General features: G+C 66.2%; 26 protein-coding genes. 13 read left to right on the top strand and 13 right to left on the bottom strand.

Annotated elements, in window-relative coordinates; translation table 11 throughout:
- Nucleotides 1-78: 78 nt before the first annotated feature.
- From AB6730_RS17780 to AB6730_RS17755, 6 genes are all read right to left on the bottom strand, one after another.
- On the bottom strand, nucleotides 79-834 hold the full coding sequence (locus tag AB6730_RS17780; RefSeq protein ID WP_371024930.1) for an SGNH/GDSL hydrolase family protein: 756 nt from the start codon (nucleotides 832-834) through the stop codon (nucleotides 79-81).
- A gap of 177 nt (nucleotides 835-1,011) precedes the next feature.
- On the bottom strand, nucleotides 1,012-2,427 hold the full coding sequence (locus AB6730_RS17775) for a replicative DNA helicase (RefSeq protein WP_306851344.1): 1,416 nt from the start codon (nucleotides 2,425-2,427) through the stop codon (nucleotides 1,012-1,014).
- Between the two features lie 170 nt (nucleotides 2,428-2,597).
- Nucleotides 2,598-3,044, bottom strand: a complete 447-nt coding sequence (rplI, locus tag AB6730_RS17770) for a 50S ribosomal protein L9 (protein WP_306851345.1) — start codon at nucleotides 3,042-3,044, stop codon at nucleotides 2,598-2,600.
- A 72-nt stretch (nucleotides 3,045-3,116) separates the two neighbouring features.
- Entirely contained in the window at nucleotides 3,117-3,347 is a 231-nt protein-coding gene (gene rpsR, locus AB6730_RS17765) for a 30S ribosomal protein S18 (RefSeq protein ID WP_029214018.1), read from the bottom strand.
- A gap of 15 nt (nucleotides 3,348-3,362) precedes the next feature.
- Nucleotides 3,363-3,785, bottom strand: a complete 423-nt coding sequence (gene rpsF / locus AB6730_RS17760; protein WP_306851350.1) for a 30S ribosomal protein S6 — start codon at nucleotides 3,783-3,785, stop codon at nucleotides 3,363-3,365.
- A 182-nt stretch (nucleotides 3,786-3,967) separates the two neighbouring features.
- Nucleotides 3,968-4,294, bottom strand: a complete 327-nt coding sequence (locus AB6730_RS17755) for a HesB/IscA family protein (RefSeq protein ID WP_371024929.1) — start codon at nucleotides 4,292-4,294, stop codon at nucleotides 3,968-3,970.
- 121 nt (nucleotides 4,295-4,415) lie between these two features.
- On the opposite strand from AB6730_RS17755, the gene asnS reads away from it, so the two are divergent.
- The 6 genes from asnS to AB6730_RS17725 are packed head-to-tail and all read left to right on the top strand — an operon-like array spanning nucleotide 4,416 to nucleotide 9,675.
- Nucleotides 4,416-5,819, top strand: coding sequence for an asparagine--tRNA ligase (gene asnS, locus AB6730_RS17750; RefSeq protein ID WP_371024928.1), 1,404 nt, complete (start codon nucleotides 4,416-4,418; stop codon nucleotides 5,817-5,819).
- 15 nt (nucleotides 5,820-5,834) lie between these two features.
- The gene (locus AB6730_RS17745) at nucleotides 5,835-6,644 is read left to right on the top strand and encodes a MalM family protein (protein WP_371024927.1); all 810 of its coding nucleotides are present in this window, start codon (nucleotides 5,835-5,837) and stop codon (nucleotides 6,642-6,644) included.
- A 5-nt stretch (nucleotides 6,645-6,649) separates the two neighbouring features.
- Nucleotides 6,650-6,982, top strand: coding sequence for a hypothetical protein (locus tag AB6730_RS17740; RefSeq protein WP_371024926.1), 333 nt, complete (start codon nucleotides 6,650-6,652; stop codon nucleotides 6,980-6,982).
- Between the two features lie 32 nt (nucleotides 6,983-7,014).
- Nucleotides 7,015-7,803, top strand: a complete 789-nt coding sequence (locus AB6730_RS17735) for an SDR family oxidoreductase (RefSeq protein ID WP_371024925.1) — start codon at nucleotides 7,015-7,017, stop codon at nucleotides 7,801-7,803.
- Nucleotides 7,804-7,811: 8 nt separating this feature from the next.
- Nucleotides 7,812-9,263 carry an aldehyde dehydrogenase gene (locus AB6730_RS17730; RefSeq protein ID WP_371024924.1) on the top strand — a complete coding sequence of 484 codons (1,452 nt, stop codon included), beginning with the start codon at nucleotides 7,812-7,814 and terminating at the stop codon, nucleotides 9,261-9,263.
- The gene (locus AB6730_RS17725) at nucleotides 9,253-9,675 is read left to right on the top strand and encodes a RidA family protein (RefSeq protein ID WP_371024923.1); all 423 of its coding nucleotides are present in this window, start codon (nucleotides 9,253-9,255) and stop codon (nucleotides 9,673-9,675) included. Before AB6730_RS17730 ends, AB6730_RS17725 begins: the two co-directional genes overlap by 11 nt.
- A 27-nt stretch (nucleotides 9,676-9,702) precedes the next feature.
- On the opposite strand, the gene hutG is transcribed toward AB6730_RS17725, so the two are convergent.
- The 3 genes from hutG to AB6730_RS17710 all read right to left on the bottom strand — a co-directional run bounded on the left by hutG (nucleotide 9,703) and on the right by AB6730_RS17710 (nucleotide 13,200).
- Nucleotides 9,703-10,500, bottom strand: coding sequence for an N-formylglutamate deformylase (gene hutG / locus AB6730_RS17720; RefSeq protein ID WP_371024922.1), 798 nt, complete (start codon nucleotides 10,498-10,500; stop codon nucleotides 9,703-9,705).
- Between the two features lie 16 nt (nucleotides 10,501-10,516).
- Nucleotides 10,517-11,878: a glutathione-disulfide reductase gene (gene gorA / locus AB6730_RS17715; protein ID WP_371024921.1), complete on the bottom strand. Its 1,362-nt coding sequence runs from the start codon at nucleotides 11,876-11,878 to the stop codon at nucleotides 10,517-10,519.
- A 62-nt stretch (nucleotides 11,879-11,940) separates the two neighbouring features.
- Nucleotides 11,941-13,200: an NAD(P)/FAD-dependent oxidoreductase gene (locus AB6730_RS17710; RefSeq protein ID WP_371024920.1), complete on the bottom strand. Its 1,260-nt coding sequence runs from the start codon at nucleotides 13,198-13,200 to the stop codon at nucleotides 11,941-11,943.
- Nucleotides 13,201-13,647: 447 nt separating this feature from the next.
- Between AB6730_RS17710 and AB6730_RS17705 the strand changes: the two genes are divergently transcribed.
- The gene (locus AB6730_RS17705) at nucleotides 13,648-14,220 is read left to right on the top strand and encodes a C40 family peptidase (RefSeq protein WP_371024919.1); all 573 of its coding nucleotides are present in this window, start codon (nucleotides 13,648-13,650) and stop codon (nucleotides 14,218-14,220) included.
- 125 nt (nucleotides 14,221-14,345) lie between these two features.
- On the top strand, nucleotides 14,346-14,801 hold the full coding sequence (locus AB6730_RS17700) for an organic hydroperoxide resistance protein (RefSeq protein WP_371024918.1): 456 nt from the start codon (nucleotides 14,346-14,348) through the stop codon (nucleotides 14,799-14,801).
- A gap of 91 nt (nucleotides 14,802-14,892) precedes the next feature.
- On the opposite strand, the gene AB6730_RS17695 is transcribed toward AB6730_RS17700, so the two are convergent.
- Together AB6730_RS17695 and AB6730_RS17690 are read right to left on the bottom strand one after the other, a co-directional pair.
- A complete protein-coding gene (locus AB6730_RS17695; protein WP_371024917.1) occupies nucleotides 14,893-15,381 on the bottom strand; it encodes a peptidylprolyl isomerase in 489 nt (162 codons plus the stop codon).
- Between the two features lie 53 nt (nucleotides 15,382-15,434).
- The gene (locus AB6730_RS17690) at nucleotides 15,435-16,670 is read right to left on the bottom strand and encodes an MFS transporter (protein ID WP_371024916.1); all 1,236 of its coding nucleotides are present in this window, start codon (nucleotides 16,668-16,670) and stop codon (nucleotides 15,435-15,437) included.
- A 122-nt stretch (nucleotides 16,671-16,792) separates the two neighbouring features.
- Here AB6730_RS17690 and AB6730_RS17685 point away from each other — a divergent pair, with 122 nt between their 5' ends.
- The 4 genes from AB6730_RS17685 (at nucleotide 16,793) to AB6730_RS17670 (ending at nucleotide 19,943) form a co-directional block, all read left to right on the top strand.
- Complete coding sequence (locus AB6730_RS17685; protein WP_371024915.1) at nucleotides 16,793-17,083, top strand: hypothetical protein; 291 nt, start codon at nucleotides 16,793-16,795, stop codon at nucleotides 17,081-17,083.
- Nucleotides 17,084-17,141: 58 nt separating this feature from the next.
- Nucleotides 17,142-17,804, top strand: coding sequence for a class I SAM-dependent methyltransferase (locus AB6730_RS17680; protein ID WP_371024914.1), 663 nt, complete (start codon nucleotides 17,142-17,144; stop codon nucleotides 17,802-17,804).
- 229 nt (nucleotides 17,805-18,033) lie between these two features.
- The gene (locus AB6730_RS17675) at nucleotides 18,034-19,416 is read left to right on the top strand and encodes a DEAD/DEAH box helicase (RefSeq protein ID WP_371024913.1); all 1,383 of its coding nucleotides are present in this window, start codon (nucleotides 18,034-18,036) and stop codon (nucleotides 19,414-19,416) included.
- An 86-nt stretch (nucleotides 19,417-19,502) separates the two neighbouring features.
- Complete coding sequence (locus tag AB6730_RS17670; protein ID WP_371024912.1) at nucleotides 19,503-19,943, top strand: hypothetical protein; 441 nt, start codon at nucleotides 19,503-19,505, stop codon at nucleotides 19,941-19,943.
- Here AB6730_RS17670 and rimJ read toward each other — a convergent pair.
- The gene (gene rimJ, locus AB6730_RS17665; RefSeq protein WP_371024911.1) at nucleotides 19,927-20,481 is read right to left on the bottom strand and encodes a ribosomal protein S5-alanine N-acetyltransferase; all 555 of its coding nucleotides are present in this window, start codon (nucleotides 20,479-20,481) and stop codon (nucleotides 19,927-19,929) included. The genes AB6730_RS17670 and rimJ overlap by 17 nt on opposite strands.
- Nucleotides 20,478-21,326, bottom strand: a complete 849-nt coding sequence (fghA, locus tag AB6730_RS17660) for an S-formylglutathione hydrolase (RefSeq protein WP_371024910.1) — start codon at nucleotides 21,324-21,326, stop codon at nucleotides 20,478-20,480. The genes rimJ and fghA overlap by 4 nt, the downstream gene beginning before the upstream one ends.
- Nucleotides 21,327-21,472: 146 nt before the next feature.
- On the opposite strand from fghA, the gene AB6730_RS17655 reads away from it, so the two are divergent.
- Nucleotides 21,473-23,317 carry a DEAD/DEAH box helicase gene (locus tag AB6730_RS17655; protein ID WP_371024909.1) on the top strand — a complete coding sequence of 615 codons (1,845 nt, stop codon included), beginning with the start codon at nucleotides 21,473-21,475 and terminating at the stop codon, nucleotides 23,315-23,317.
- Nucleotides 23,318-23,632 lie beyond the last annotated feature (315 nt).

The raw sequence follows: 23,632 nt of genomic DNA, 5'->3' as shown, positions 1-23,632 counted from the left end.
GAAATGCTAAATAAGCGCAACCCAAAGGTCAGTAGGATGTCGTCCTAAAAGTGGCAAGCGATAGCCCGCCACGATTCATCAGTTTTCGCCGTCAAGCGCACCGTCGATCGCCTTTTGAGTCAGCGGCGCCATCACCTTGTATCCCGCCGCGTTCGGATGAAGGCCATCGTCGCTGAGTTCCTTCCTCAAGGCGTCGTCGGCGTCGACCATCGCGGCGTGGTAATCGATGAAGCCAAGCTGCTCGCGCGCCGCATATTCACGAATCCACGCATTGAGCGCACGGATCGTCGCTGGCGGCCGGCGCGATGTCTGGTCCTTCACCACGTAATCGCTGACGGGCAACAAGGAAGCCAGCACGACGTGGACGCCGTGCGCGCGCGCCAGCTCCGTCATGGAAGCGAGATTGTCCTCGATCATTTCCAGCGACGAGGCGCCGGTATTACCGGCGATATCATTGGTTCCCGCCAGGATCACCACCACCGCCGGCTTCAACGCGATCACATCGGCGCGGAACCGCACGAGCATCTGCGGTGTCGTTTGCCCGCTGATGCCCCGGTTGATGTATCCGCGTCCGGGAAAGAACTCGCCGATGGGGCGCCCCCAGAAATCCGTGATCGAGTCGCCCATGAACACCACGCGTTTCTCGCCGGGCTTCGGTGGCGGATAGGTGGCGTTGTCCCTGGCATAGCGCGCGAGCAAGGGCCAGTCGTTGAGCCGTTGCTCGATGTCCGCTCGCTGGTCGGGCGTGGGGTGCTCCGGCAGGACGATGCGGTTCGCGGCCGAGGCGGTCGTTGCAAGGAGCGAGACGGCCAGCCAGAAAACGATGCGCTTCATCCCGGGCCCCCTAGAGTTCGTATCGTACGGTGTGGTGCGGTGTGGTGTGGGAGCCGCTTCAGCGGCGATGGGTGCTTGCCCCGACCTGGCCCGCTGCCGCGGGATCGCCGCTGAAGCGGCTCCCACAGAATCAAGTGGCTCCTACAGACTAGCGGCACCCTGTCGAGCTAGCGGTACTTAGTCGAACGAGCCCACGTAGGAATCGGGTGCCCAGTTCTCGAACTTCGTGTAGTGACCGAGGAAGGCCAGTTTCACGGTGTCGGTGGGTCCGTTTCGCTGCTTGCCGATGATGATCTCGGCCAGGCCCTTATCGGGCGATTCCTTGTTGTAGTACTCGTCGCGGTAGATGAACATGATCACGTCGGCGTCCTGCTCGATAGCGCCGGACTCGCGCAGGTCGGACATCATCGGGCGCTTGTCGGCACGCTGCTCCAGCGAGCGGTTCAACTGCGACAGCGCGATCACGGGCACGTTGAGCTCCTTCGCCAGAGCCTTGAGCCCACGCGAGATCTCGGAGATTTCCGTCGCGCGATTCTCGGAGTTGCCGGGCACCTGCATGAGCTGCAGGTAGTCGATGACGATCAGGCCCAGGCCGTGCTCGCGCTGCAGGCGGCGCGCCCGCGAGCGCATTTCCACCGGCGACATCGCCGGCGTGTCGTCGATGAAGATCTTCGCGTCGGAAAGCATGGTGATCGCGGAGGTGACGCGCGGCCAGTCTTCTTCGGCGAGGTCGCCGTTACGCAGGTGCTGCGCGTGGACGCGGCCCAGCGAGGAGATCAGGCGGAAGGCCAGCTGCGAGGCCGACATTTCCATCGAGAACACCGCCACCGCCTTCTTTCCGCGCATGGCGGCCGCCTCGGCGAGGTTCAGCGCGAACGCGGTCTTACCCATCGACGGACGCGCCGCGATGATGACCAGGTCGGACGGCTGCAAGCCGGAGGTCAGTTCGTCCAGGTCGGTGAAGCCCGTGGACAGGCCGGTGAGCTGGCCGCGCTTCTCGTAGCGCTCGGTGAGCATGCGGAAGGCTTCACCCACGGCCTCACGCACCGACACGATGTCCTTCTTGCCGCGGGCGCCGGACTCGGCGATGCGGAAGACGCGCTGCTCGGCGAGTTCCATCACTTCCTGGACGCTCTTGCCCTCGGGGCGAAAGCCATCCTCGGTAATCGAGGTACCCGCGTCGATCAGCTGGCGCAACACGGACTTCTCGCGAACGATGTCGCCATACGCGCCGATGTTCGCCGCGCTGGGCGTCGAGTTCGCCAGTTCCATCAGGTAGGTGGCGCCACCGACCATCTCGGCGGTTTCGTTGGCGACGAACCAGTCGCCGAGCGTGATGGCGTCGCAGGGCATGCCCTTGTTCGCCAGTTCGTTGATCGCACGCCAGATGAGGCGATGATCCCTCCGGTAGAAGTCTTCTTCCGAGAGTTTGTCGGCGACCTTGTCCAGGGAATCCGGCGAAAGCATCAGGCCACCCAGCACGGCCTGCTCGGCCTCGATGGAATGCGGCGGAATGCGCAGTGAATCGATGGCGGAAGGCTCACGACGGCGCTTGCGGTCGCCGCGCTCGCCTCGCTCGGGATTGAAGGACATGGATTACCTCGTGTTGCAGACGGCGCCCACACCGGAACGGCTGGCCGCGACGTCGATCATACGCGGGCTGGTCTCACCCGTTGAGAGGATAAGTCTGTGGATAACTTGTGAGTGGAAACGAAAACGGGCGCCTTTCGGCGCCCGTCTCGGGATCGCGGGTGGTACGGAGCTTACGCGCCGACGACCTTGACCTTGACCGTCTGCTGCACGTCGGCGTGGAGGACGATGACGACCTCGTACTCGCCCACGACGCGGAAGGGGCCTTCGGCCTGGATCACTTCGCTCTTGTCGACTTCCAGACCCTTGGCGGTGAGCGCCTCGGCGACGTCACGCGGGGTGACCGAGCCGAACAGCTTGCCTTCCGGCGACGCGTTCACTTCGATCGTGACTTCGGCGCCGTCGAGCTTGGCGGCACGACCCTCGGCACCGGAGAGCTGCTCCTTGGCCTTGGCTTCGTACTCGGCGCGACGGGCTTCGAACGCTTCGAGGTTGGCGGCGGTCGCACGGGCGGCCTTGCCGGTCGGGAGGAGGAAGTTACGGCCGTAGCCCGGCTTGACAGTGACCTTGTCGCCGAGGTTGCCGAGGTTCTTCACCTTCTCGAGGAGGATGAGTTCCATGGGGTATTCCTTATCGTTAGCACGGGATGGGCCCCGTGCAGCCAATGATGGTTGTCCGAGGGTTTACGACGATCAGACGTCGTGGTTGTCGGTGTACGGCAGCAGCGAGAGGAAGCGAGCGCGCTTGATCGCGGTCGCCAGCTGGCGCTGGTAACGGGCCTTCGTACCGGTGATGCGGCTCGGGACGATCTTGCCGTTCTCGGTGACGTACTGGCGGAGGGTGTTGAGATCCTTGTAATCGATCTCCTTCACGCCCTCGGCGGTGAAGCGGCAGAATTTGCGGCGGCGGAAAAACTTGGACATGGCTGTAATCCCCGATTAGTCGTCGCTGTCGCGATCGTTGTCGTTGTCGCGACCACCACGGCGGTCGTCGCCGTCGCTGTCGTCGTCACGGCGACGCGAACCCTTCTGCTCGTCCTTTTCCTTGCTCTTGAGGATGAAGGACTGCTCGACGTCGGCTTCGTCGCGACGGATCACGAGGTGGCGAAGGACGGCGTCGTTGAAACGGAAACCCGTCTCGAGCTCGTTCAGGACGCTCTGCGAAACCTCGATGTTCAGCATCACGTAGTGAGCCTTGGCGAGGTTCTCGATCGGGTAGGCCAGCTGGCGGCGGCCCCAGTCTTCGAGACGGTGGATCTTGCCGTTGTCGCCTTCGATCAGCGTCTTGTAACGCTCGATCATGGCGGGCACCTGTTCGCTCTGGTCCGGATGGACCAGGAACACGACTTCATAATGACGCATGGTGGCTCCTTGTGGATGCACCCCTTGCGGGGATGGCAGCCTCCCGCGCGTTGCGGTGAGGCAAGAAGACCCTCCTGTGGGAGGGCCAGCCGCGCATTGTAAGGAGAAACGGGGGGTTACGGCAAGCCTTTATCGCCGACCGGGTCGGCTCCCACCAGGAAGGCAGGACCTCGAGGACAGGCTCAGGAGACGGTGAAGCTCTCGCCGCAGCCGCATTCGCCGGTGGCGTTGGGGTTGTGGAAGACGAAGGACGCGTTGAGGCCCTGGCGCTGGAAGTCGATCAGGGTGCCGTCGACCAGCGGCATGCTCTTCGGGTCGACGACGACGCGGATGCCGTCGATGTCCAGCACCTTGTCGTCCTCGCCGACCGCGTCGGCGAGATCGACCACGTAGCCGAAGCCCGAGCAGCCCATCCGCTTGACGGCGAAGCGCACGCCGGCGGCATCGGGCGCCTTGGCGAGGAACGCGCGCATGCGGTCGGAGGCGGCGGGGGTGATCTGGATGCTCATGAAAACGTTTTCTGCCCGTGGTATATCGATGAACGGTGCCGTTCACGCGACCCTTACATTATCATGCGAGGTCGCGTCCTACGCGCCCTTAGATGCGGCGCCTCTTCTGGAGTTTCAATCGATGACGGTGGTAAGCGTCAAGCAGGCCCTCGCCGGCGGCACGGCCGCGGGGGAACACGAAGTCACGGTCCGCGGCTGGGTACGCACCCTGCGCGAATCCAAGGGCGGCCTCTCGTTCGTCAACGTGAGCGATGGCTCCTGCTTCGCCCCGATCCAGATCGTGGCCACGTCGGATCTCGACAATTATGAGACGGACGTCAAGCGCCTGTCGGCCGGCGCGGCCGTGATCGCCACCGGCAAGCTCGTCCCTTCGCAGGGCAAGGGCCAGGCCTATGAGATCCAGGCCACCCGTATCGAGGTCACGGGTTTCGTCGAGAACCCCCTCACCTACCCGATCCAGCCCAAGCAGCATTCGATGGAGTTCCTCCGCGAGGTCGCCCACCTGCGCCCGCGCACGAACCTCTTCGGCGCGGTGACCCGCGTCCGCCACACGATGATGACGGCGATCCACCGGATCCTGACCGAGCAGGGCTTCTTCTGGATCAATACCCCGATCATCACCACGTCCGATGCCGAGGGCGCGGGCGACATGTTCCGCCTGTCCACGCTCGACCTGGCCAACCTGCCGCGCGACGACAAGGGCGGGATCGATTTCCGCAAGGATTTCTTTGGCCGCGAAGCGTTCCTCACCGTGTCCGGCCAGCTCAACGTCGAGGGCTATGCCCTGGCGATGAGCAAGGTCTACACCTTCGGTCCCACGTTCCGCGCCGAAAACTCGAACACCACGCGCCACCTGGCCGAGTTCTGGATGGTCGAGCCCGAGGTGGCCTTCGCCAACCTCGACGACAACGCCGATCTCGCCGAACTATTCCTCAAGGGCATCTTCAAGGCCGTGCTCGACGAGCGTCCCGACGACATGGCGTTCTTCGCCGAGCGCGTGCAGCCGGATGCCATCACACGGCTGGAAGCCTTCATCGCCAAGCCGTTCGAGCGTATCGACTACACCGAGGCCGTCTCGATCCTGCAGAAGTCCGGCAAGAAGTTCGAGCACCCCGTCGCCTGGGGCATCGACCTGCAGACCGAGCACGAGCGCTTCCTCGCCGAGGAACATATCGGCCGTCCCGTGGTCGTCATGAACTACCCCGAACAGATCAAGGCGTTCTACATGCGCCTCAACGACGACGGCAAGACGGTCGCGGCCATGGACGTCCTGGCGCCCGGCATCGGCGAGATCATCGGCGGCGCCCAGCGCGAGGAACGCCTCGACTACCTCGACCGGCGCATGGACCAGTTCCACCTCGACAAGGCCACCTACGACTGGTATCGCGACCTGCGCCGCTACGGCACCGTGCCCCATGCCGGCTTCGGCCTTGGCTTCGAGCGCCTGCTGGTCTATGTCTGCGGCCTGTCCAACATTCGAGACGCCATCCCCTATCCCCGCGCGGCAGGGAGTGCCGAGTTCTGACCCACTGAGACGATCATGCCCCCTTCCGTCCCCCGTCTCCTGCTGCTTGCCCTGGCGCTCACCGCGCTGGGCGCTTGCCGCACGATCGTGCCGCCGAACTTCCGTCCGCCGGAAAACCCGACGAACACGATCGACATCGCACGCAAGACACTCGACGACGCGTCGCCCTGCTGCGGCAGTTTCGCCGACCTGTCCTACCAGGACATGCTGCCCTGGCAACCGCAGCGATTCGAGTTGAGCAAGGACAGCCCGGTCGCCAACCTCAACGGCGACCGCAGCTATTTCCTCGCCTTCCGCCTGCCACAGGGCGCGCACCTGCCCTACACCATCGCGATGAAGTCCGAGCTCAACGGCCGCTGGCTCAGTTCGAGCTATCTCTTCGCGCCGACGGTGGTCTTACTGGACGACGCCTTCCAGCCGCTGCATTCGGAAGACATCCAGCTGTGCGAATACATCGGCTGGACGAGCGAGACGACCGGGGCGTTCGGCAAGTTCAAGGTCGTCGACGACAAGGCCCGCTATCTGGTGGTGTATTCGTCGGCCAAGCAGCAGAAGAGCCAGACCTATTGGGAGCAGTCGCCCACCACGTTCTCGGCCGAGGCGCCCGTGAAGATGAACCCCGCTGGCAGCTTCAAGATCGCGCACGGTCCCGATGGCGTCCTCTACGTCGGCATGCAGAACGACACCTACAAGAAGGCGATCAACAACGCCGTCTGCTCGAAGGCCCAGCAAGGCAACGGCGTGATCTCGACGATCCGCGAGGTGGTGACCACCGACCTGCTCCGTACCGATGACACGAAGAAAGACAAAGAGAAAGGCAGCTGACCGATATGCAGACCGCGGTCTATCTTTACTTGCTGCTCCTGCTCGGCGCGGTCGCCTTCTTCGTCCTGCACTTCGTCGCGCAGTGGCGTTTCACCGCGTTGCTGCGCAAGCGTTATCCCGACCAGTGGAAGACCATCGTGGAGGCCGACACCGGCCGTCCCAACGGCATGGCCAACTGGCTGCGCGTGCGCCGGGTGCTGCGCTCTGACGCGCCGGCGCTGTTCGACGACGACGCCCTCAGCCGCTGGCAGGCCTGGTGGAAACGTTCGCCGTGGTTCGCCTGGCCGTGCTGGTTCGCCGCAATGGCGATACAGTGGTGGGCAATGAAACAGGGCTGACCGCCCACCACCCTCATTCCAGGGAGCGCCGCATGGATCTTCGTCTCACCGGTCGTCACGCGCTGGTATGCGGCGCTTCGCAAGGGCTCGGACGCGCCACCGCCTTCGAACTGGCGGAACTCGGGGCCAGCGTCACCCTGCTCTCCCGCTCCGCCGACGCGCTCGTCGCGCTCGCCGCCGAGTTGCCGGCCACGCAACCCGGGCAGACCCATAGCCACGTCGCCGTCGACATGCTCGACACCGCCGCCCTGGCCCAGGCCATCGGCGAAGTGGTCAAGAACCATGCCGTACACGTGCTGGTGAACAACAGCGGCGGGCCGCCGCCCGGCCCGGTATGGAGCGCGGAGCCGGAGGCCTTCCTCACGGCCTACCGTCAGCATGTGATCGCCGCGCAGGTGATCACCCATGCCTGCCTGCCCGGCATGCGCGAGGCGCGTTACGGACGGATCGTGAACATCATCTCCACATCGGTGAAGGAACCGATTCCCAACCTGGGCGTTTCCAACACCACGCGAGCGGCCATGGCCGGCTGGGCCAAGACCCTGGCCGCCGAGGTCGCACCCGACGGCATCACGGTGAACAACATCCTTCCCGGCTACACCCGTACGCCGCGGCTTGAAGCACTGGTGAAAGCCAGCGTGGATGCAGGCCGCACCCGCGAAGAGGTGGAGCGGGGCCTGCTCGCCAGCGTGCCCGCCGCCCGTTTCGGCGAACCGGCGGAAATCGCCGCCATGATCGCCTTCCTCGCCAGTCCGGCCGCGGGATACGTCAACGGCACCAGCATTTCCGTCGATGGCGGCCGCACCCGCGGCCTGAACTAAGGCGGGCCATGATCGTCCTCGCCAACCTGATCGACGGCCATTCGCGCGCGCCGCGGGGTGGCCGTTATCTGGACGTCGTCGATCCCGCGACCGGGCACGTCTTCGCGCGCTGCCCGGATTCCGATGCCGTCGACGTCGCCGACGCGGTGGCTGCCGCATCGCGCGCAGCGCCGGGCTGGGCCATGACGCCGGCGGAACGCCGTGCCCGCTGCATGCAGCGCCTGGCCGATGCGATCGAGGCGCGACTGGAATCCTTTGCCGAGGCCGAATCGCAAGACAGCGGCAAGCCCCTGGCGCTCGCACGCACGCTCGACATCCCGCGAGCCGTGGCGAACCTGCGTTTCTTCGCGGCGGCGGCAAGCCAATGGAGCGCTGAATCGCATGCCATGGAGCAAGGGGCCATCAACTACACGCTGCGCCTGCCCTTGGGCGTGGTCGGCTGCATCAGCCCGTGGAACCTGCCGCTCTACCTGTTCACCTGGAAGATCGCCCCTGCCCTGGCCGCCGGCAACACGGTGGTGGCCAAGCCATCCGAAGTCACTCCGTACACCGCATGGCTGCTGGGCACGCTCGCGGAGGAGGCCGGTTTCCCGCCCGGCGTGCTGAACATCGTCCATGGCAGCGGTCCGGCGGTCGGCGAAGCCATCGTCGTCCATGACACGGTGAAGGCGGTCTCCTTCACGGGCAGCACGCGCACCGGCGTGGCCATCGCCGCGGCGGCCGCGCCGCGCCTGAAGAAGGTCTCGCTGGAGTTGGGCGGGAAGAACCCGACCATCGTCTTCGACGACTTCGACTTCGCCGATGCATCGATGGCGACGATCGTTCGCTCCGGCTTCGCCAACCAGGGCGAGATCTGTCTGTGTGGATCGAGGCTGCTGGTGCAGCGCCCGATCTACGAACGCTTCCGTCGCGAATACCTGGAGCGGGTGCGGGCGTTGCGGGTGGGCGATCCACTCGACGAGCGCAACCAGCTCGGGGCGCTCGTCTCCCAGGCACATTTCGACAAGGTCAGCGGCTGTATCGAACGCGCCCGCGCGGAAGGCGGCAGCATCCTCACCGGGGGCGACCGGGTGGATGTGGGAGGACGTTGCGCCGATGGCTGGTTCATCGCGCCGACGGTGATCGAGGGTCTTGCGCCCGACACGGCCACCAACCAGGAAGAAATTTTCGGCCCGGTCGTCACGCTGATCCCGTTCGACACGGAGGACGAGGCGCTGGCGATCGCCAACGGCACGCCCTACGGACTTGCCGCCTCGGTGTGGACTCGCGATGTCTCGCGTGCGCATCGTTTCTCGTCACGCCTGGAGTTCGGCATCGTCTGGGTGAACTGCTGGATGCTGCGCGACCTGCGCACGCCGTTCGGCGGCACGAAGCAATCCGGCGTCGGCCGCGAAGGCGGTTTCGAAGCCATGCGTTTCTTCACCGAAGCCAGGAACATCTGCATCGACCATGGGCAATGACGTCATCCGCGCCGAGGGCGCACCCGCGCCGGTCGGCGCTTATCCGCACGCACGGCGTGTCGGTCCCTTGCTGTTCCTTTCGGGTATCGGCCCGCGAGTGCCGGCTACCGATGCCATTCCCGGCAACGTCGTCGACGATACGGGAAAGCTCGTGTCGTACGACATCGAGGCCCAGTGCCGGCAGGTGTTCGCCAATGTGCGCGCCGTGCTCGACGCCAGTGGGGCGCGCTTCGAAGACCTGGTGGATGTCACGGTGTACCTGACCGACATGGAGCGCGACTTCGCCGCGTATAACCGGCTTTATGCGGAAGCGTTCCGGGGCGTGGATGCATGCCGGACCACGGTGGGGATCACTGCGTTGCCTACGCCGATAGCGATCGAGCTGAAATGCGTGGCGGCGCTGGCTTCGTAGGCATCGCCGACAAAGTCGGCGATTGGCCTACGGAGTGACTGTCCGCGCGCTGTCGAGACAGACCTTCAGCATCTCCCCGATCAGCACCTGCACGCTCGCCGCGCTCTTCGGCAGGTACTCGAAGGAATCCTCGTCCATGTAGTTCAGTTGGGCGAGCTCGAGTTGCACGGCGTCGATCCCATGTGCGGGCTTGCCGTAATGACGGGTGATGTAGCCGCCCTTGAAACGGCCGTTCACCGCGAAGGAATACTCATCCTGCCTCTCCAGCACGGCGGCGAGTTTCGCCTGCAGGCCGGGCGAGCAACTCGCGCCATCGGCCGTGCCGAGGTTGAGGTCGGGCAGACGTCCCTCGAACAGCATCGGCACATGGCTGCGGATGGAATGTCCTTCCCACAGCACCACATGCCCGAACTCCGCTTTCAGGCGTGCCAGTTCGTCGGCGAGCGCGCGGTGATAAGGCTTCCACCACCGTTTCACGCGGTCGGCGATTTCCGCCGCATCCGGCTCGGCGCCGGCGCGGTAGATCGGTTCGCCATTGAACAGCACGGTGGGCACGAGGCCGGTCTCGCTCTGCCCCGGGTAGAGGGCGTGGCCGTCGGCGGGACGGTTCAGGTCCACGACATAGCGTGAGGCGAACGGCTTGATCACGCTCGCGCCCATGCCGCGGGCGAAATCGTACAGCTCGGCCACATGCCAGTCGGTGTCCGGGGATCGCCGCGCCGGACGCTTCATGCGCGCGGCGAGATCATCGGGAATGGCGCTGCCGTTGTGCGGCAGGCTGATCAGGAGCGGCGCGGTGCCGCGGTGAAGGGTGTACGGGCTCATGGCAAGAGTGTACCGCTCATCCGGGCACCCGATCGCCCATCAGCACCATTTCCTCGGACGAGGTCGGATGGATGGCCAGGGTGGCGTCGAGGTCGGCCTTGGTGGCGCCCATCTTGATCGCCACGGCGAAGCCCTGGAGGATCTCGTCCACCCCAGGACCGAGCATCTGCATACCGACGATGCGGGAATCCTCCCCCACGCAGATCAGCTTGAAACGCGTGGTGATCGGCCGGTGCGCCAGCGCCAGCTGCATCGGTACGAACGACTGTTTGTAGAGGTGCACGTCGGCGCCGTATCGCTCGCGCGCCTGCTGCTCCGACATGCCGATGGTGCCCAGCGGCGGATGCGAGAACACCACGCTGGGGATGTTCTGGTAATCGAGCTTCGCCTCCGGCTTGCCGCCGAACAGGCGGTCGGCGAGCTTGCGGCCCGCCGCGACGGCCACGGGCGTCAGCGCCATGCGCTGGGTCACGTCGCCCACCGCGTAGACACCCGGCACGTTGGTGTTCTGGTAATCGTCGATCTCCACGTGCCCGTCGTCGCCGGTGACGAGGCCGATGCGGCCGATGTCGAGCGAGGCGGTATCGGCGTGCCGGCCCACGGCCCAGATCAAGGCGTCGTAGGGCGCCGGATGGTCGCCACGGTCGCAGTCCAGAAGGAGCACGCCGTCCTTCTCGTGCACCGCGTCGATCTGGCATTCGTAGTGGACACGGATGCCATGCTGGCGCATCTCGTCGCCGAGGCCGTAAGCCATTTCCTCGTCGAAGCCGCTCATCAGGCGGCCACGCACGTACATGTCCACGTCACTGCCCAGGGCGCGCAGCACGCCCGCCAGTTCCACCGCGATGTAGCCGCCGCCCACGATGGCCGTGCGGCGCGGGCACGCACGGAGGTCGAAGAAGCCATCGGACGTCATGCCGAGGTCGAAGCCCGGCTTGTCCAGCCGGTTGGGCGTCGAACCGGTGGCGATGAGCACATGCGGAGCGGTCAGTTCGCGCGTGCCCGCCTGGACGCGACCGCGGGCGAGGAAGCGCCCGTATTCACGCATGACGGTGATGTGGCCCGTGTCGAGCGCCTGCTGGTACTTCACCCGGATGCGCTCGACATACTCTTGGCGCCGCTCGATGAAACGGGGCCAGTCGAGGCTGCCGGGTTTGTCGTGAAAACCGTAATCCACCGCGATGTACTGCGCCTCGGCCATCTGCGCCGCGTACCACATCGCCTTCTTCGGTACGCAGCCGGAATTGACGCACGTGCCACCCAGTTCCTTCGGTTCCAGCAGCGCGACCTTGGCGCCGTGCTTCGACGCCCTGATCGCCGCGGCGAGTCCGCCCGAGCCGCCGCCGATCACGATCAGGTCGAAAGCTTCCGAAGTCATGCCATGTTCCTTGGGGTGGGGAGGTGACACCGTAGCAAATGCGATGACGAAGGTCCTTGCATCTACAACCCGAATCGCGCGGGTGAATAAGGCGCCGGGTCCAGCGTCGGCGCCGGGCCCGCCAGGAGACTGGCCACCAGCTCCCCCGTCGCCGCCGACATGCTGATGCCGAGCATGCCGTGCGCCGTCGCGTACATCAGGTTCGACCAGCGCGCGCTCGGGCCGATGATCGGCACCTCGTCCACGCTCATCGGCCGCCAACCCCACCAGGGCACGACCTCGCCGCGTCCTTCCGGCTCGTGAAGATAGGTGGCCGCGCCACGCCGCAACGCGTCGATGCGCAACGGGTTGAGGCCCTCGTCGAAGCCCGAAAATTCCATCGTGCTGCCAAGACGGAACCCCGAGGCCCAGGGCGTGACGCACACGGCGGCTTCCCGCAGCACCAGCGAATGACGTGGCGCATGCTCGGGTGGCCGTTCCCAGGTCAGCGAATAGCCTTTGCCCGGCTGCATCGGCAAACGGATGTCGAGCAGCTTGCCGATCAACGGCGACCACGCGCCCAGCGCCATGACCACGCGGTCGCCCTGGAAGACGCCGCGAGTGGTACGCACGTGGGAGACGCGCGCACCGTCGAGGACGAATGAATCCACCCGCGCACCGGTCTCGATCGCTCCGCCGAGTTCACGCACCCGTCGCGCCAGTTCCGCGACGTACCAGTCCGGTCTCAGCCGCGCATCGCCGGGATGCAGCAAGGCGCCCACCACGCCATCGCGCAAGCCCGGTTCCAGCGCCATGGCCTGGTCGGCATCCAGTTCCCGCACGTCCATGCCGAGCCGGCGCAGCAAGTCCACGTGCGGCTGGTCGTTCCGCAGCGTGCGCGCTTGGCGGTAGACGTAGAGTTCACCCACTTCCTCGAATTCGCAGGCCATGCCTTCGCTGGCGACCAGGTCGCCCAGCAAGACCCGCGAGCGGGCCAGGATCGCCCCTCGCGCCTCACCCGCTTGCCGGTACCGCGCCCAGGTGCAGTTCCGGGCGAAACCGAGCAGCCAGCGTGCCCGGGCCGCATCGGGACGCGGATTCACGTAGAGCGGCGCATCGCGTCGCAACAGCGAACCCAGGGCCGTTCCGACCATGCCCGGCATGGTCAGCGGCCCTGCGTGGCTGGGCGTGATCGTGCCGCAGTTGCCGTGGGAGCTTCCGCTACCGGGCTGGGCCTGTTCGAGCACCCGCACCCTCGCCCCCGCCTTCAACAGATACAACGCGCACGCCAACCCGATCACGCCGCCACCCATGATCAGAACGTCGCTTCGGGATTTATCCATCGGGGCATTTTAGGGTTCTTTGCCGTTGGGCGGGCGTTGGGTGGTGGGGCAAAGCCGACGCCGGGATGGACACCGCACGTGCAAGCCACCTCCCGTGAGGCTCCCTCACCCGGGTGGGAAGCGGGCTGGCCCGCGATTCGCCACCCTATGTCGAGCGAGTGAGGCTGTGCACTGCAACCGAGCGAGCGCTGACAAGCCTCGCCCGATCACCGCAAGGCCTCCTTCGCCAGCAGACAGATTGAGGACTCGCGGGCCAGCCCGCTTCCCACCCGGGTGCGGCACGTGGCGCCCGGCAGCTCCCCCGCCACGCACACGGCGAACGCGAGGGCGAAACCGAGCCCTAACACCCAACACAGCCGGCATGAATTCGCGCTCTTTAACAGGTATTCCACGCAACTCATTGATTTGATAACCTCACCCAGCCGATCCTGACAGGGGAAACGCCCGATGTCGCCAGCCACCCGCCCTTTTCACCCACGAGCATGGCTCCGCCCCCTCGCGGTGGCGGCCGTGCTGATGCTGCTCGCCGCCTGTGGCAGCGCCCCGCACAAACCATCGTCCTCGCAGCGCCGCAATCCCGCATCGGCCGTACCCATCGCGAAAAACCTGGGCTGGTCCACCAAGCCGGCCGACGCGCCACCGGCCGATGCCGCCAACGATGTGCTCTTTCGCGCCATCGGCCTGGTCGGCACACCCTACCGCTGGGGCGGCAATACCCCGCAGGGCGGTTTCGACTGCAGCGGGCTCATCAACTACATCTACCTGACGTCGACCGGACTGCGCCTGCCCCGGACCTCGGCTGAGATGGCCGCCCTCGACAAGCCGAAGGTCGACGAGACCGAGCTTTCCAGCGGCGACCTCGTCTTCTTCGGCCGCGGCCACATCACTCATGTAGGGGTTTACGTCGGCAAGGGTCGTTTCGTACACGCGCCGAACTCGGGTGGCACGGTACGTTTGGACGATCTGGATGGCGCCTACTGGAAAGAGAACTTCGCCTATGGGCGCCGCGTCCTGAACTGAACGGACGGCAACGCGCCGATCGATGGTTCATGAATTGAATTGCACGCGATTAAATTGCGTGCTTTACTATTTCTCGTGAACGGCCAACCAGCCCTTTCCCTCCCAGACGACAAAGGACAAAACCCATGAGCAATATCTCCAAGTTCGACGGCGACGCCCTCTACACCGCACATGCCAAGGTCGCAGGCGGCCGCAATGGTCACGTCAAGAGCGACGACGGCCGCATCGACATGGACCTGCGCCTGCCGAAGTCCATGGGTGGTACCGGTGAGGGCAGCAATCCCGAACAGCTGTTCGCCGCCGGCTACGCGGCCTGCTTCGAAGGCGCCGTGCGTTTCGTCGCCGGCCAGAAGAAGGTCAAGGCCGACGATGCCTCCGTCGCCAGCAGCGTCAGCATCGGCAAGCGCCAGGAAAACGGGTTCGCCATCCGCGCGAAGCTCGAGGTGAGCCTGCCGGGTGTCGACGATGCGACCGCGAAGGAAATCGTCGCCTTCGCCCACGAAAACGTCTGCCCGTACTCGCACGCCACGCGCGGAAATATCGACGTCGAGATTTCGGTGAACGGCCAGTCGGTGGTTTAAGACCCTTCTGGTTGAAACAAAGACGGCGCCCTGGGGCGCCGTCTTTGTTTACGAAGTCATCGCGAATCGCCGACAGGGTCGGCGATGATCCTCAGTGCGCGGCGTCGCCGTTCGGGTGGGCATGCCCGTGCGCGATTTCCTCTTCCGTCGCGTCACGCACCGTCTGCACGTCCACATGGAAGTTGAGCGTCTTGCCCGCCATGGGATGGTTGAGGTCGACGTCGACGACGCTCGAACCGATCTTCTGCACCACGACCACGCGGCTGCCGCCTTCCTTCAACGAAAGCACGGTGCTGTCGCCGGCCTTCAGGCCCTTGCCCTGCTGCGGGAAGTACTTCTTCGGCACGCGCTGCGTCAGGCCTTCCTGGCGAGGACCGTAGCCTTGCTCCGGGGCGATCTCGACATCGAAGGTGTCGCCGACCGACTTGCCTTCGAGGCCGGCCTCGAGGCCGGGGATCAGCTGGCCGTGGCCGAGCAGGATCCACAACGGCTCGCCGCCCTCGATCGAGCTTTCGACCTTCTCGCCATCGACGGTGAGGGTGTAATGGAACGAGATGACCTTGCCCTTGCCAGCCTGCATGTTGGTTTCTACCGGAGGAAAACGGGGGATTTTAGCCGCGCCCGGTCGTGGCGTCACGTCGGACCACGGTGGCGGCCGAAGCCGACGCCACGAGCCTCCGGCCCGAGCCAGGTCAGTAGGGCCAGAACCAGGGCCACCCCCGCTATCCAGGTCGACATGGCGAAGGCGAAATCGCCGCCCCGCTGCCCCGCCAGCCAGGTCTGCGCGGTGGCGGTGATCGCCGCGAGCAGGTTGCCCATCTGGTAGGCGAAGCCCGGCAAGGTGCCACGGACGGCATCGGGCGACAGTTCATTGAGATGGGTGGGCACCACGCCCCACGCGCCCTGCACCATCACCTGGATGAAGAAGGCGCCCAGGCCGAGCAGGAGCAACGAGCCTCCGTACATCCACAGCGGAACCACCGGGATCGCCAGCAGCGCCGCGATGATGATCGCCTTGCGCCGGCCGATGCGCTCGGAGAGCGAGCCGAAGGTCAGGCCACCGGCCAGCGCACCGAGGTTGAGCAGCGCCGTGAGCAGGAACGCGGTGCCCGAGCCGGCGGGAATTCCCAGGGTCTCCTGCACGAAGGTCGGATACATGTCCTGCGATCCGTGGCTGAACATGTTGAACGCCGCCATCAGGAGCATGAGGTAGACGAACAGTTTCCAGTGCCCGCGCATGGAGACGAAGACGCTCTCGCGCGCATGCGTGCGGCGGCTCTCCCACACCGGCGACTCCGGCACTTTGCGCCGGATGTACAGCACGAGCAGCGCAGGCAACGCGCCGACCACGAAGAGGCCGCGCCAGCCGATGTGGTCCACCAGCAACCAGTTGGCGAGCGCCGCGAGGAAGAAGCCACACGGGTATCCGCTTTGCAGCAAGCCGGAAACGAAGCCCCGCGAACTGGCTGGAATCGATTCCATCGCCAGCGACGCCCCGATGCCCCACTCGCCTCCCATCGCGATGCCGAAGAGGAAGCGCAGGCCGAGCAGCACGCCCAGCGATGGCGAGAACGCGCAGGCCACCTCCAGCAGTGAGAACAGGACGATGTCGAACATGAGCACCGGCCGGCGCCCGTAGCGGTCGGCCAGGCGACCGAAGATCAGCGCGCCGATCGGTCGTGCGGCGAGGGTGAGGAACAAGCCATAGGTCACCTCCTGCTTTGGCACGTGGAACTCGTTGGCCACGGCGAGGATGACGAAGGTCAGCAAGAAATAATCGAAGGCGTCGAGGGTCCAACCCAGGAAGCTGGCTATCACGGTGTGCCGCTGCGTATGGTCGAGATCGCGCAGCGCGGCGGGAAGCGACATGAGAATTTCCTCAACGATCGGGCGGCGCCGAGGCTAGCACAGCGTTAAGATCCGACGTGCGCCTCACGGCGCAATGACGGCATGCCACTACACTGGCGGCCACCACGACAGACGGAGGACTCATGAAGTACTCGCGATCGATCGTTTCACTCGCACTCCTTGCCGGCCTGGGTATCGGCGTGGTCCACGCCCAGGCGCAGGGCGGCTCCGACAGCGGTGGCGCCCCCGCGTTTTCCGAGATCAGCAAGGACGGCAAGGGCATCAAGCGCAGCGACATTCCCAAGGATGTCGACGCACTCAAGCAACTGCGCGCGCACTTCCCCGAAGCCGATCTCAACCACGACGGCAAGGTCGACAAGGGCGAGTACGACGCCTATGTCAACAAGAGCAACCAGCCGCAGCAACAGCGCTAGTATCCAAGGCCGCGTGCGGTCTTCGTACGCGGCCCTTTCTAAGGATGGACCACCACGCATGATCCCCGACAGCCGGACGAGGCAGCGCATCGCCTCCCGATTCAGTCGCCGCGGCGACCGGATCTACATCCACGGCAAGCTGGCCACCGATCCCGTGTACGCCGCCGCCGCACGAGCCATCGCCGGAAAACGCCTGCCCCTGCTCGACATCGGCTGCGGCCTGGGCCTGCTCGGCCATTACCTGCACGCGTGCGATGCGCTCGACGGCTACGTCGGCCTCGATCACGACGCCCGCAAGATCGCCATGGGCCGCGTCGCCGCGGAACGGGCCGGGCTGGGCGGCGAGATCGCCCTGTGCGAGGGCGACGCGGCCACGCCGCAAGCCTTGCGTGGCCACGTCGCCATGCTCGATGTCCTGCATTACCTGCCGCAGGAGCGCCAGGGCGAACTGCTGGCCTTCGCCGTGGACCACCTGGCCGACGACGGCGTGCTGATCCTGCGCAACGTCATCCGCGACGGCTCCTGGCGCTACCGGGCCACGGTATGGGAAGAGAAATTCATCAAGGCGGTCGGCTGGATTCCGGGTGGCGCGCAATATTTTCCGACCGAGGACGACATCCGCGGGGTGCTCGAACCGCGCGGGATACGCGTCGACTTCCGGCCGCTGTTCGGGCGGACGCCGTACAACAGCTACCTGATGACGGCGTCCCGGCGAGCCTGAACCGGCCATCCACCCATTGTGCGCCGCAATAAGGTATACTCGGCGGGTCGTGCTTGCGCTCCGACTCCCTTGCGGACCCCCGGCGTGGAGCTTTTCCCGCCCGTTCCCCCACCTCCGGAAGCGCGCACGACACCGGCCAGCCTGCTGTCTTCGTCATGGTTCGCGGCCGCCAAATCCATAACTCGCAGCGCGGTTCCAGGGAACGCTCGGGTCACGCAGGAGTTTCTCCATGTCTTTCGATTCGCTGGGCCTTGCGCCCGCGTTGCTGCGCGCGTTGTCCGAGGCAGGCTATGAAAAGCCCACGCCCATCCAGGCCGCCGCCATCCCCGAAGTCCTCGCCGGCCACGACCTCATGGCCGCCGCGCAGACCGGCACCGGCAAGACCGCCGCGTTCGCCCTGCCCGTGTTGCAGCGCCTCGCCCGCGATGAACGCAACGAAGGCCGCCGTCCGATCCGCGCGCTCATCCTCACGCCCACCCGCGAACTCGCCGCCCAGGTGCAGGAAAACCTGCGCGACTACGGCAAGTACGTGCGTCTCTCCAGCACCGTGATCTTCGGCGGCGTCGGCATGGGCAACCAGTTGCAGGCCCTGCGCCGCGGCGTCGACATCGTCGTCGCCACGCCGGGCCGTCTGCTCGACCACATGCAGCAGCGCTCGGTCGACCTGTCCAAGGTCGACGTGCTCGTCCTCGACGAGGCCGACCGCATGCTCGACATGGGCTTCCTGCCGGCGCTCAAGCGCATCCTCGCCGCCGTGCCGCGCCAACGCCAGACACTGCTGTTCTCGGCCACGTTCGCACCCGAGATCAAGGCCCTCGCCCAGCAGTTCATGCGCGAGCCGCGCGAGATATCGACCACGCCGGCGAACACCGTCGCCAATACCGTGACGCACGTGGTGCATCCGGTGGACGCAGCCGCCAAGCGCGACCTGCTGCTGCACATCCTGTCGCAGGACAGCCGTCGCCAGACGCTGGTCTTCGGCCGTACCAAGCACGGCGCGGACAAGCTCGTCCGTCACCTCGAACAGTCCGGCGTCAAGGCCGCGGCGATCCACGGCAACAAGAGCCAGAACGCGCGCACGCGTGCGCTGTCCGACTTCAAGTCGGGCCGTGTCACCGTCCTGGTCGCGACCGATATCGCCGCACGCGGCATCGACATCGACCAGTTGCCGGTGGTGATCAACTTCGACCTGCCGATGGTCGCCGAGGACTACGTGCACCGTATCGGCCGTACCGGCCGCGCCGGTGCCGAAGGCCAGGCCATCTCGCTGGTCAGCCACGACGAATCGGGCCTGTTGCGCGACATCGGCCGTCTGCTGAAGACCGACCTCTCGATCAGCAACGTGCCCGGCTACGAGCCGAGCACGCCGCTGCGCCTGGATGCGGGCGCACCGCGCCCGAAGCAGCAGCAGCGCCAGCCGCGCTCGCAGAGCGGTGGTGGCCAGGGCCGTCCCGGCGGCAGTGGCGGCCAGTCGCGCCAGGGCGGCGGCAACGGCGGCGGACGTCCCCCGGCACACCGTCCGCACGGCCACTCGGCCGCGGGCACGGGCGAGAACACCGGCAGCCACAAGCGCCGTCGCCAGCGTCGTGGCCCGGCCACGAACAAGGCCTGATGGCCTAGCCGCATGGGCGATGGTTCGCCCATGCGGCAATCCGGATCATGGGTGCTGGCAGGTTTTCCCCACCCAGGTAGTTCCGCATGACCCGATTCCACCGTTACAGCGTCGCCGTGCTGCGCACGGCGTTCGGCGCCCTGTTCACCTTTTCCGGTCTCAACCACATCTTCGCTTTCTGGCAACCTCCGGCCCCGCATACCAGCGCCGGCCGCGCGTTCATGGCGGGATTGGAAGCCAGCGGCTTCGTGGTGCCCCTGCTCGGCGTCGTCTTCGTCTACGCCGGCGTGGCCTTGATGGCGGCGCGACTGGTGCCGCTCGCCCTGCTCCTGCTGGCCGCCCCGGTCGTCGCGATCTTCGGTTATCACTTCGTCACCGAAGGCCATACGCTGGGCCCGCACGTGCTCGTGCTGGCCGTCTATCTGCTGCTCGCCTGGCAGGAACGCGGTGCATGGCGCGCATTGTTCAGCGCGGAACACGATACGCCCGCGTCCGGTGAATCCTCGCCGCTCAGCCCTGCGTTCTGATCTTCGCCGTGAGGACGTGGTCCTCCCACAGGCCGTCGATCTTCAGGTAACGCTTCGCATAACCCTCCCTCTCGAAGCCGAGGCGTTCGAGAAGGCGCCCACTGCGGTCGTTGCGCGGCATGTAGTTCGCCATCACCCGATGGAAATCCAGCGGACCGAAGGCATAGCGGATGCCGGCATCGATGGCCTCGTACATCAGTCCCTGGCCTTCATGCCGCCGTGCGATGCCGTAGCCGAGGTGACAGGCCTGGAACACGCCGCGCACCACGTTCGCGAAGGTGAAGCTGGCGATCATCTCGCCACCATCGGGCGACAACACCGCGAAGGGATAGCCGCGGTCGGCACGCGCCGCCTCGAGGCCCGCCTCGATCGCCTGACGGCACCCTTCCAGCGAATAATGCGATGTCGTGCGCAGGGGTTCCCAGGGCGCGAGATGGTCACGGTTCTCCGTGCGATAGCGTTGCAGGAGTTCCGCTTCCTCCACGTCGAGCAGCCGGATCACCGTGCGCGACGTGCGCATCCTTATCGGTTCGCTCATGGGATCAACGCTTTCGCGTGGTGACGCAGGTGATCCTCGATGAAGGTCTGGATGAAGTAGTAACCGTGGTCGTAGCCCGGTCGCATGCGCAGGTCGAGCGCCTGCCCGGCCTCTTCACAGGCGGCCTCGAAACGCTGCGGCTGCAACTGGTCGAGCAGGAATCCATCGGCCTCGCCCTGGTCCACCAGGATCGTGCCGTCGAAACGGGCGCCTTCCTCCACCAGACGGGTGGCGTCATACCTCGCCCAGCTGGAGCGATCCGTGCCGAGGTAGCGCGGAAAGGCTTTCTGGCCCCACGGGACACTGGCGGGAGCGACGATCGGTGCGAAGGCGGACAACGAGCGGTAACGGCCGGGATTGCGCAGGGCGACCACCAAGGCGCCATGGCCACCCATGGAATGGCCGAATATGCCCTGTCGCCCCGTATCCAGCGGAAACCGCCCGGATACGAGGCGCGGCAATTCGTCCACCACGTAGCTGTACATGCGGAAGCGCTCGTTCCACGGCGCTTCGGTGGCGTCGAGATAGAACCCTGCGCCCTCGCCGAACTCCCAATCGCCCGTGGCACCGGCCCATCCGGTATCGCGGGGGCTCGTGTCGGGCATCACCAGGGCCAGCCCCAGTTCCGCCGCCATGCGCTGCGCACCGGCCTTGATCGTGAAGGTCTCGGCGGTGCAGGTGAGGCCGGCGAGGAACCAGAGCACCGGGACGGGGCCCTTTTCCGCGGCCGGCGGCAAGTAGACGGCGAAGCGCATGGTTCCCCCGCAAGCGTCCGAAACATGCGAATAAAAGCCTTGAACGCCGCCGAAGCAACGCTGTTCCGACACGGTCTCGATCGCCGTCATGTGCCCGTCCCTTACTGAAGCTGACCAAAGAGTGTAACGCCGTCACGCCGGACGGCCACGACCCACGGCGAACCACGCATATCGCTGCTACAATACGTTTACTGCCCGGCGCCGAATGTCGCCGCCGCGCCCCTTTCGAGGTCGCCATGTCATCCCCCGATACAAATAACGCTCCGGCCCTGCCCGGTTTCAGCGCGCTCGCGCTCGACGCCAACGTCGTGCGTGCGCTGACCGAAGTCGGCTACGAGACCCCCTCTCCCATCCAGGCCGCCACCATCCCGGCCCTGCTCGAAGGCCGCGATGTCATCGGCCAGGCGCAGACCGGTACCGGCAAGACAGCGGCCTTCGCCCTGCCCGTGCTGTCGCGCATCGACCTGAAGGCCGGCAACAAGCCGCAGGCACTGGTGCTCGCGCCCACGCGCGAACTGGCCATCCAGGTGGCCGAGGCGTTCCAGAAGTACGCCACCTACCTGCCCGGCTTCCAGGTACTGCCGATCTACGGCGGCCAGAGCTATGGCCCGCAGTTGCAGGGCCTCAAGCGCGGCGCCCAGGTCATCGTCGGCACGCCCGGCCGCGTCATCGACCATCTCGACAAGGGCACGCTGGATCTCTCCGGCCTGCGCTTCATGGTGCTCGACGAGGCCGACGAGATGCTCCGCATGGGCTTCATCGACGATGTCGAAAAGCTGCTCCAGGCCACGCCCGCCAGTCGCCAGGTGGCGCTGTTCTCCGCGACCATGCCGGCGCCGATCCGCCGCATCGCGCAGACCTACCTGAAAGAGCCGGTCGAGGTCACGATCAAGAACAAGACCACCACCGCGGCGAATATCCGCCAGCGTTACTGGTGGGTCAGTGGCGTGCACAAGCTCGACGCGCTCACGCGCATCCTCGAGGCCGAAAGCTTCGACGCGATGATCGTCTTCGCGCGCACCAAGTCCGCCACCGAGGAACTCGCCAGCAAGTTGCAGGCGCGCGGTTTCGCCGCCGCGGCGATCAACGGCGACATCGCACAGGCCCAGCGCGAACGCGTCATCGACCAGCTGAAGACGGGCAAGCTCGACATCCTGATCGCCACCGACGTCGCCGCGCGCGGCCTCGACGTGGAACGCATCAGCCATGTGCTGAACTACGACATCCCGCACGACACCGAGTCGTACGTGCACCGCATCGGCCGCACCGGCCGCGCGGGCCGCAGCGGCGAGGCGATCCTCTTCGTCACGCCGCGCGAGAAGAACCTGCTCCGCCAGATCGAGCGCGCGACGCGCCAGCCGATCGAGCAGATGCAGCTGCCCACGATCGAGGCGGTGAACGACACCCGCGTCAACAAGTTCAACCAGCGCATCACGGATACGCTGGCCACCGGCGACCTCGGCCTCTTCCAGCAGTTGGTGGAAAAGTACGAGCAGGAACACGACGTGCCGGCGATCGAGATCGCCGCCGCGCTGGCGCGCATCGCCCAGGGCGACCAGCCGCTGCTGCTCGAACCGCCGGCCAAGCGCGAATACACCGAACGGCCGCCTCGCGAGTACGAGCGTGAGCGTCCGTCGCGCGATGGCGGCGACTTCAACGACCGCCGCCCGGTGCGCGAAGGCATGCGCCAGCCCCGTCCGCACGTGACCGAGGCCGGCAAGCGCACCTATCGCATCGAGGTCGGCCACGAGCACGGCGTGAAGCCGGGCAACATCGTCGGCGCGATCGCCAACGAAGGCGGTGTCGAGGCGAAGTTCATCGGCCGCGTCAGTATCCGCGACGATTACAGCCTGATCGACCTGCCCGACGGCATGCCGGCCGAGACCTTCAACCACCTGAAGAAGGTGTGGGTCGCCCAGCAGCAGTTGAAGATCGCCGAGTGGGACGGCAAGGAAGCGCCGCAAAGCGGCGGTGGCGGCGGTGCCTCGCGTCCGCCCCAGCGCAGCGGCTTCCGCCCCTCCGGCGCCCGCCCGGGCGCCAGCGGCGGCGGCAAGCCCCCACGCAAGAAGCGCGACTACTGATCGAAAAGGCCTCGGAAACGAGGCCTTTTTCTTTGGTAGGAGCCGACCCTCTTGAGAGCCGATCCTCGTGGGAGCCGCTTCAGCGGCGATCCCGCGGCAGCGGGCCAGTACTTCGCGCTTCGGAAGGGCTCGGCTTTCGCCCTCGCATTCGCCGTGTGCGTGGCGGGGAGCTGCCGGGCGCCACCCTCGGCGCGACAGGCGGTGCCGTCCCTTGGGAAGGGATGCCGCTGCGCGGCCCTGTCTGATGGCTGGCGCCCCTTCGGGCTCGGACGGTCGGGCGGGGGTTTCCGATTCGCCCTCCTGGCTCAGCGGAAA

It is taken from the genome of Luteibacter sp. RCC_6_2, from assembly GCF_041360655.1.
In the GTDB taxonomy this organism is placed as follows: Bacteria; Pseudomonadota; Gammaproteobacteria; order Xanthomonadales; family Rhodanobacteraceae; genus Luteibacter.
The sequence above is the reverse complement of the archived record's forward strand: the minus strand, read 5'-3'. Positions and strand labels throughout refer to the sequence as shown.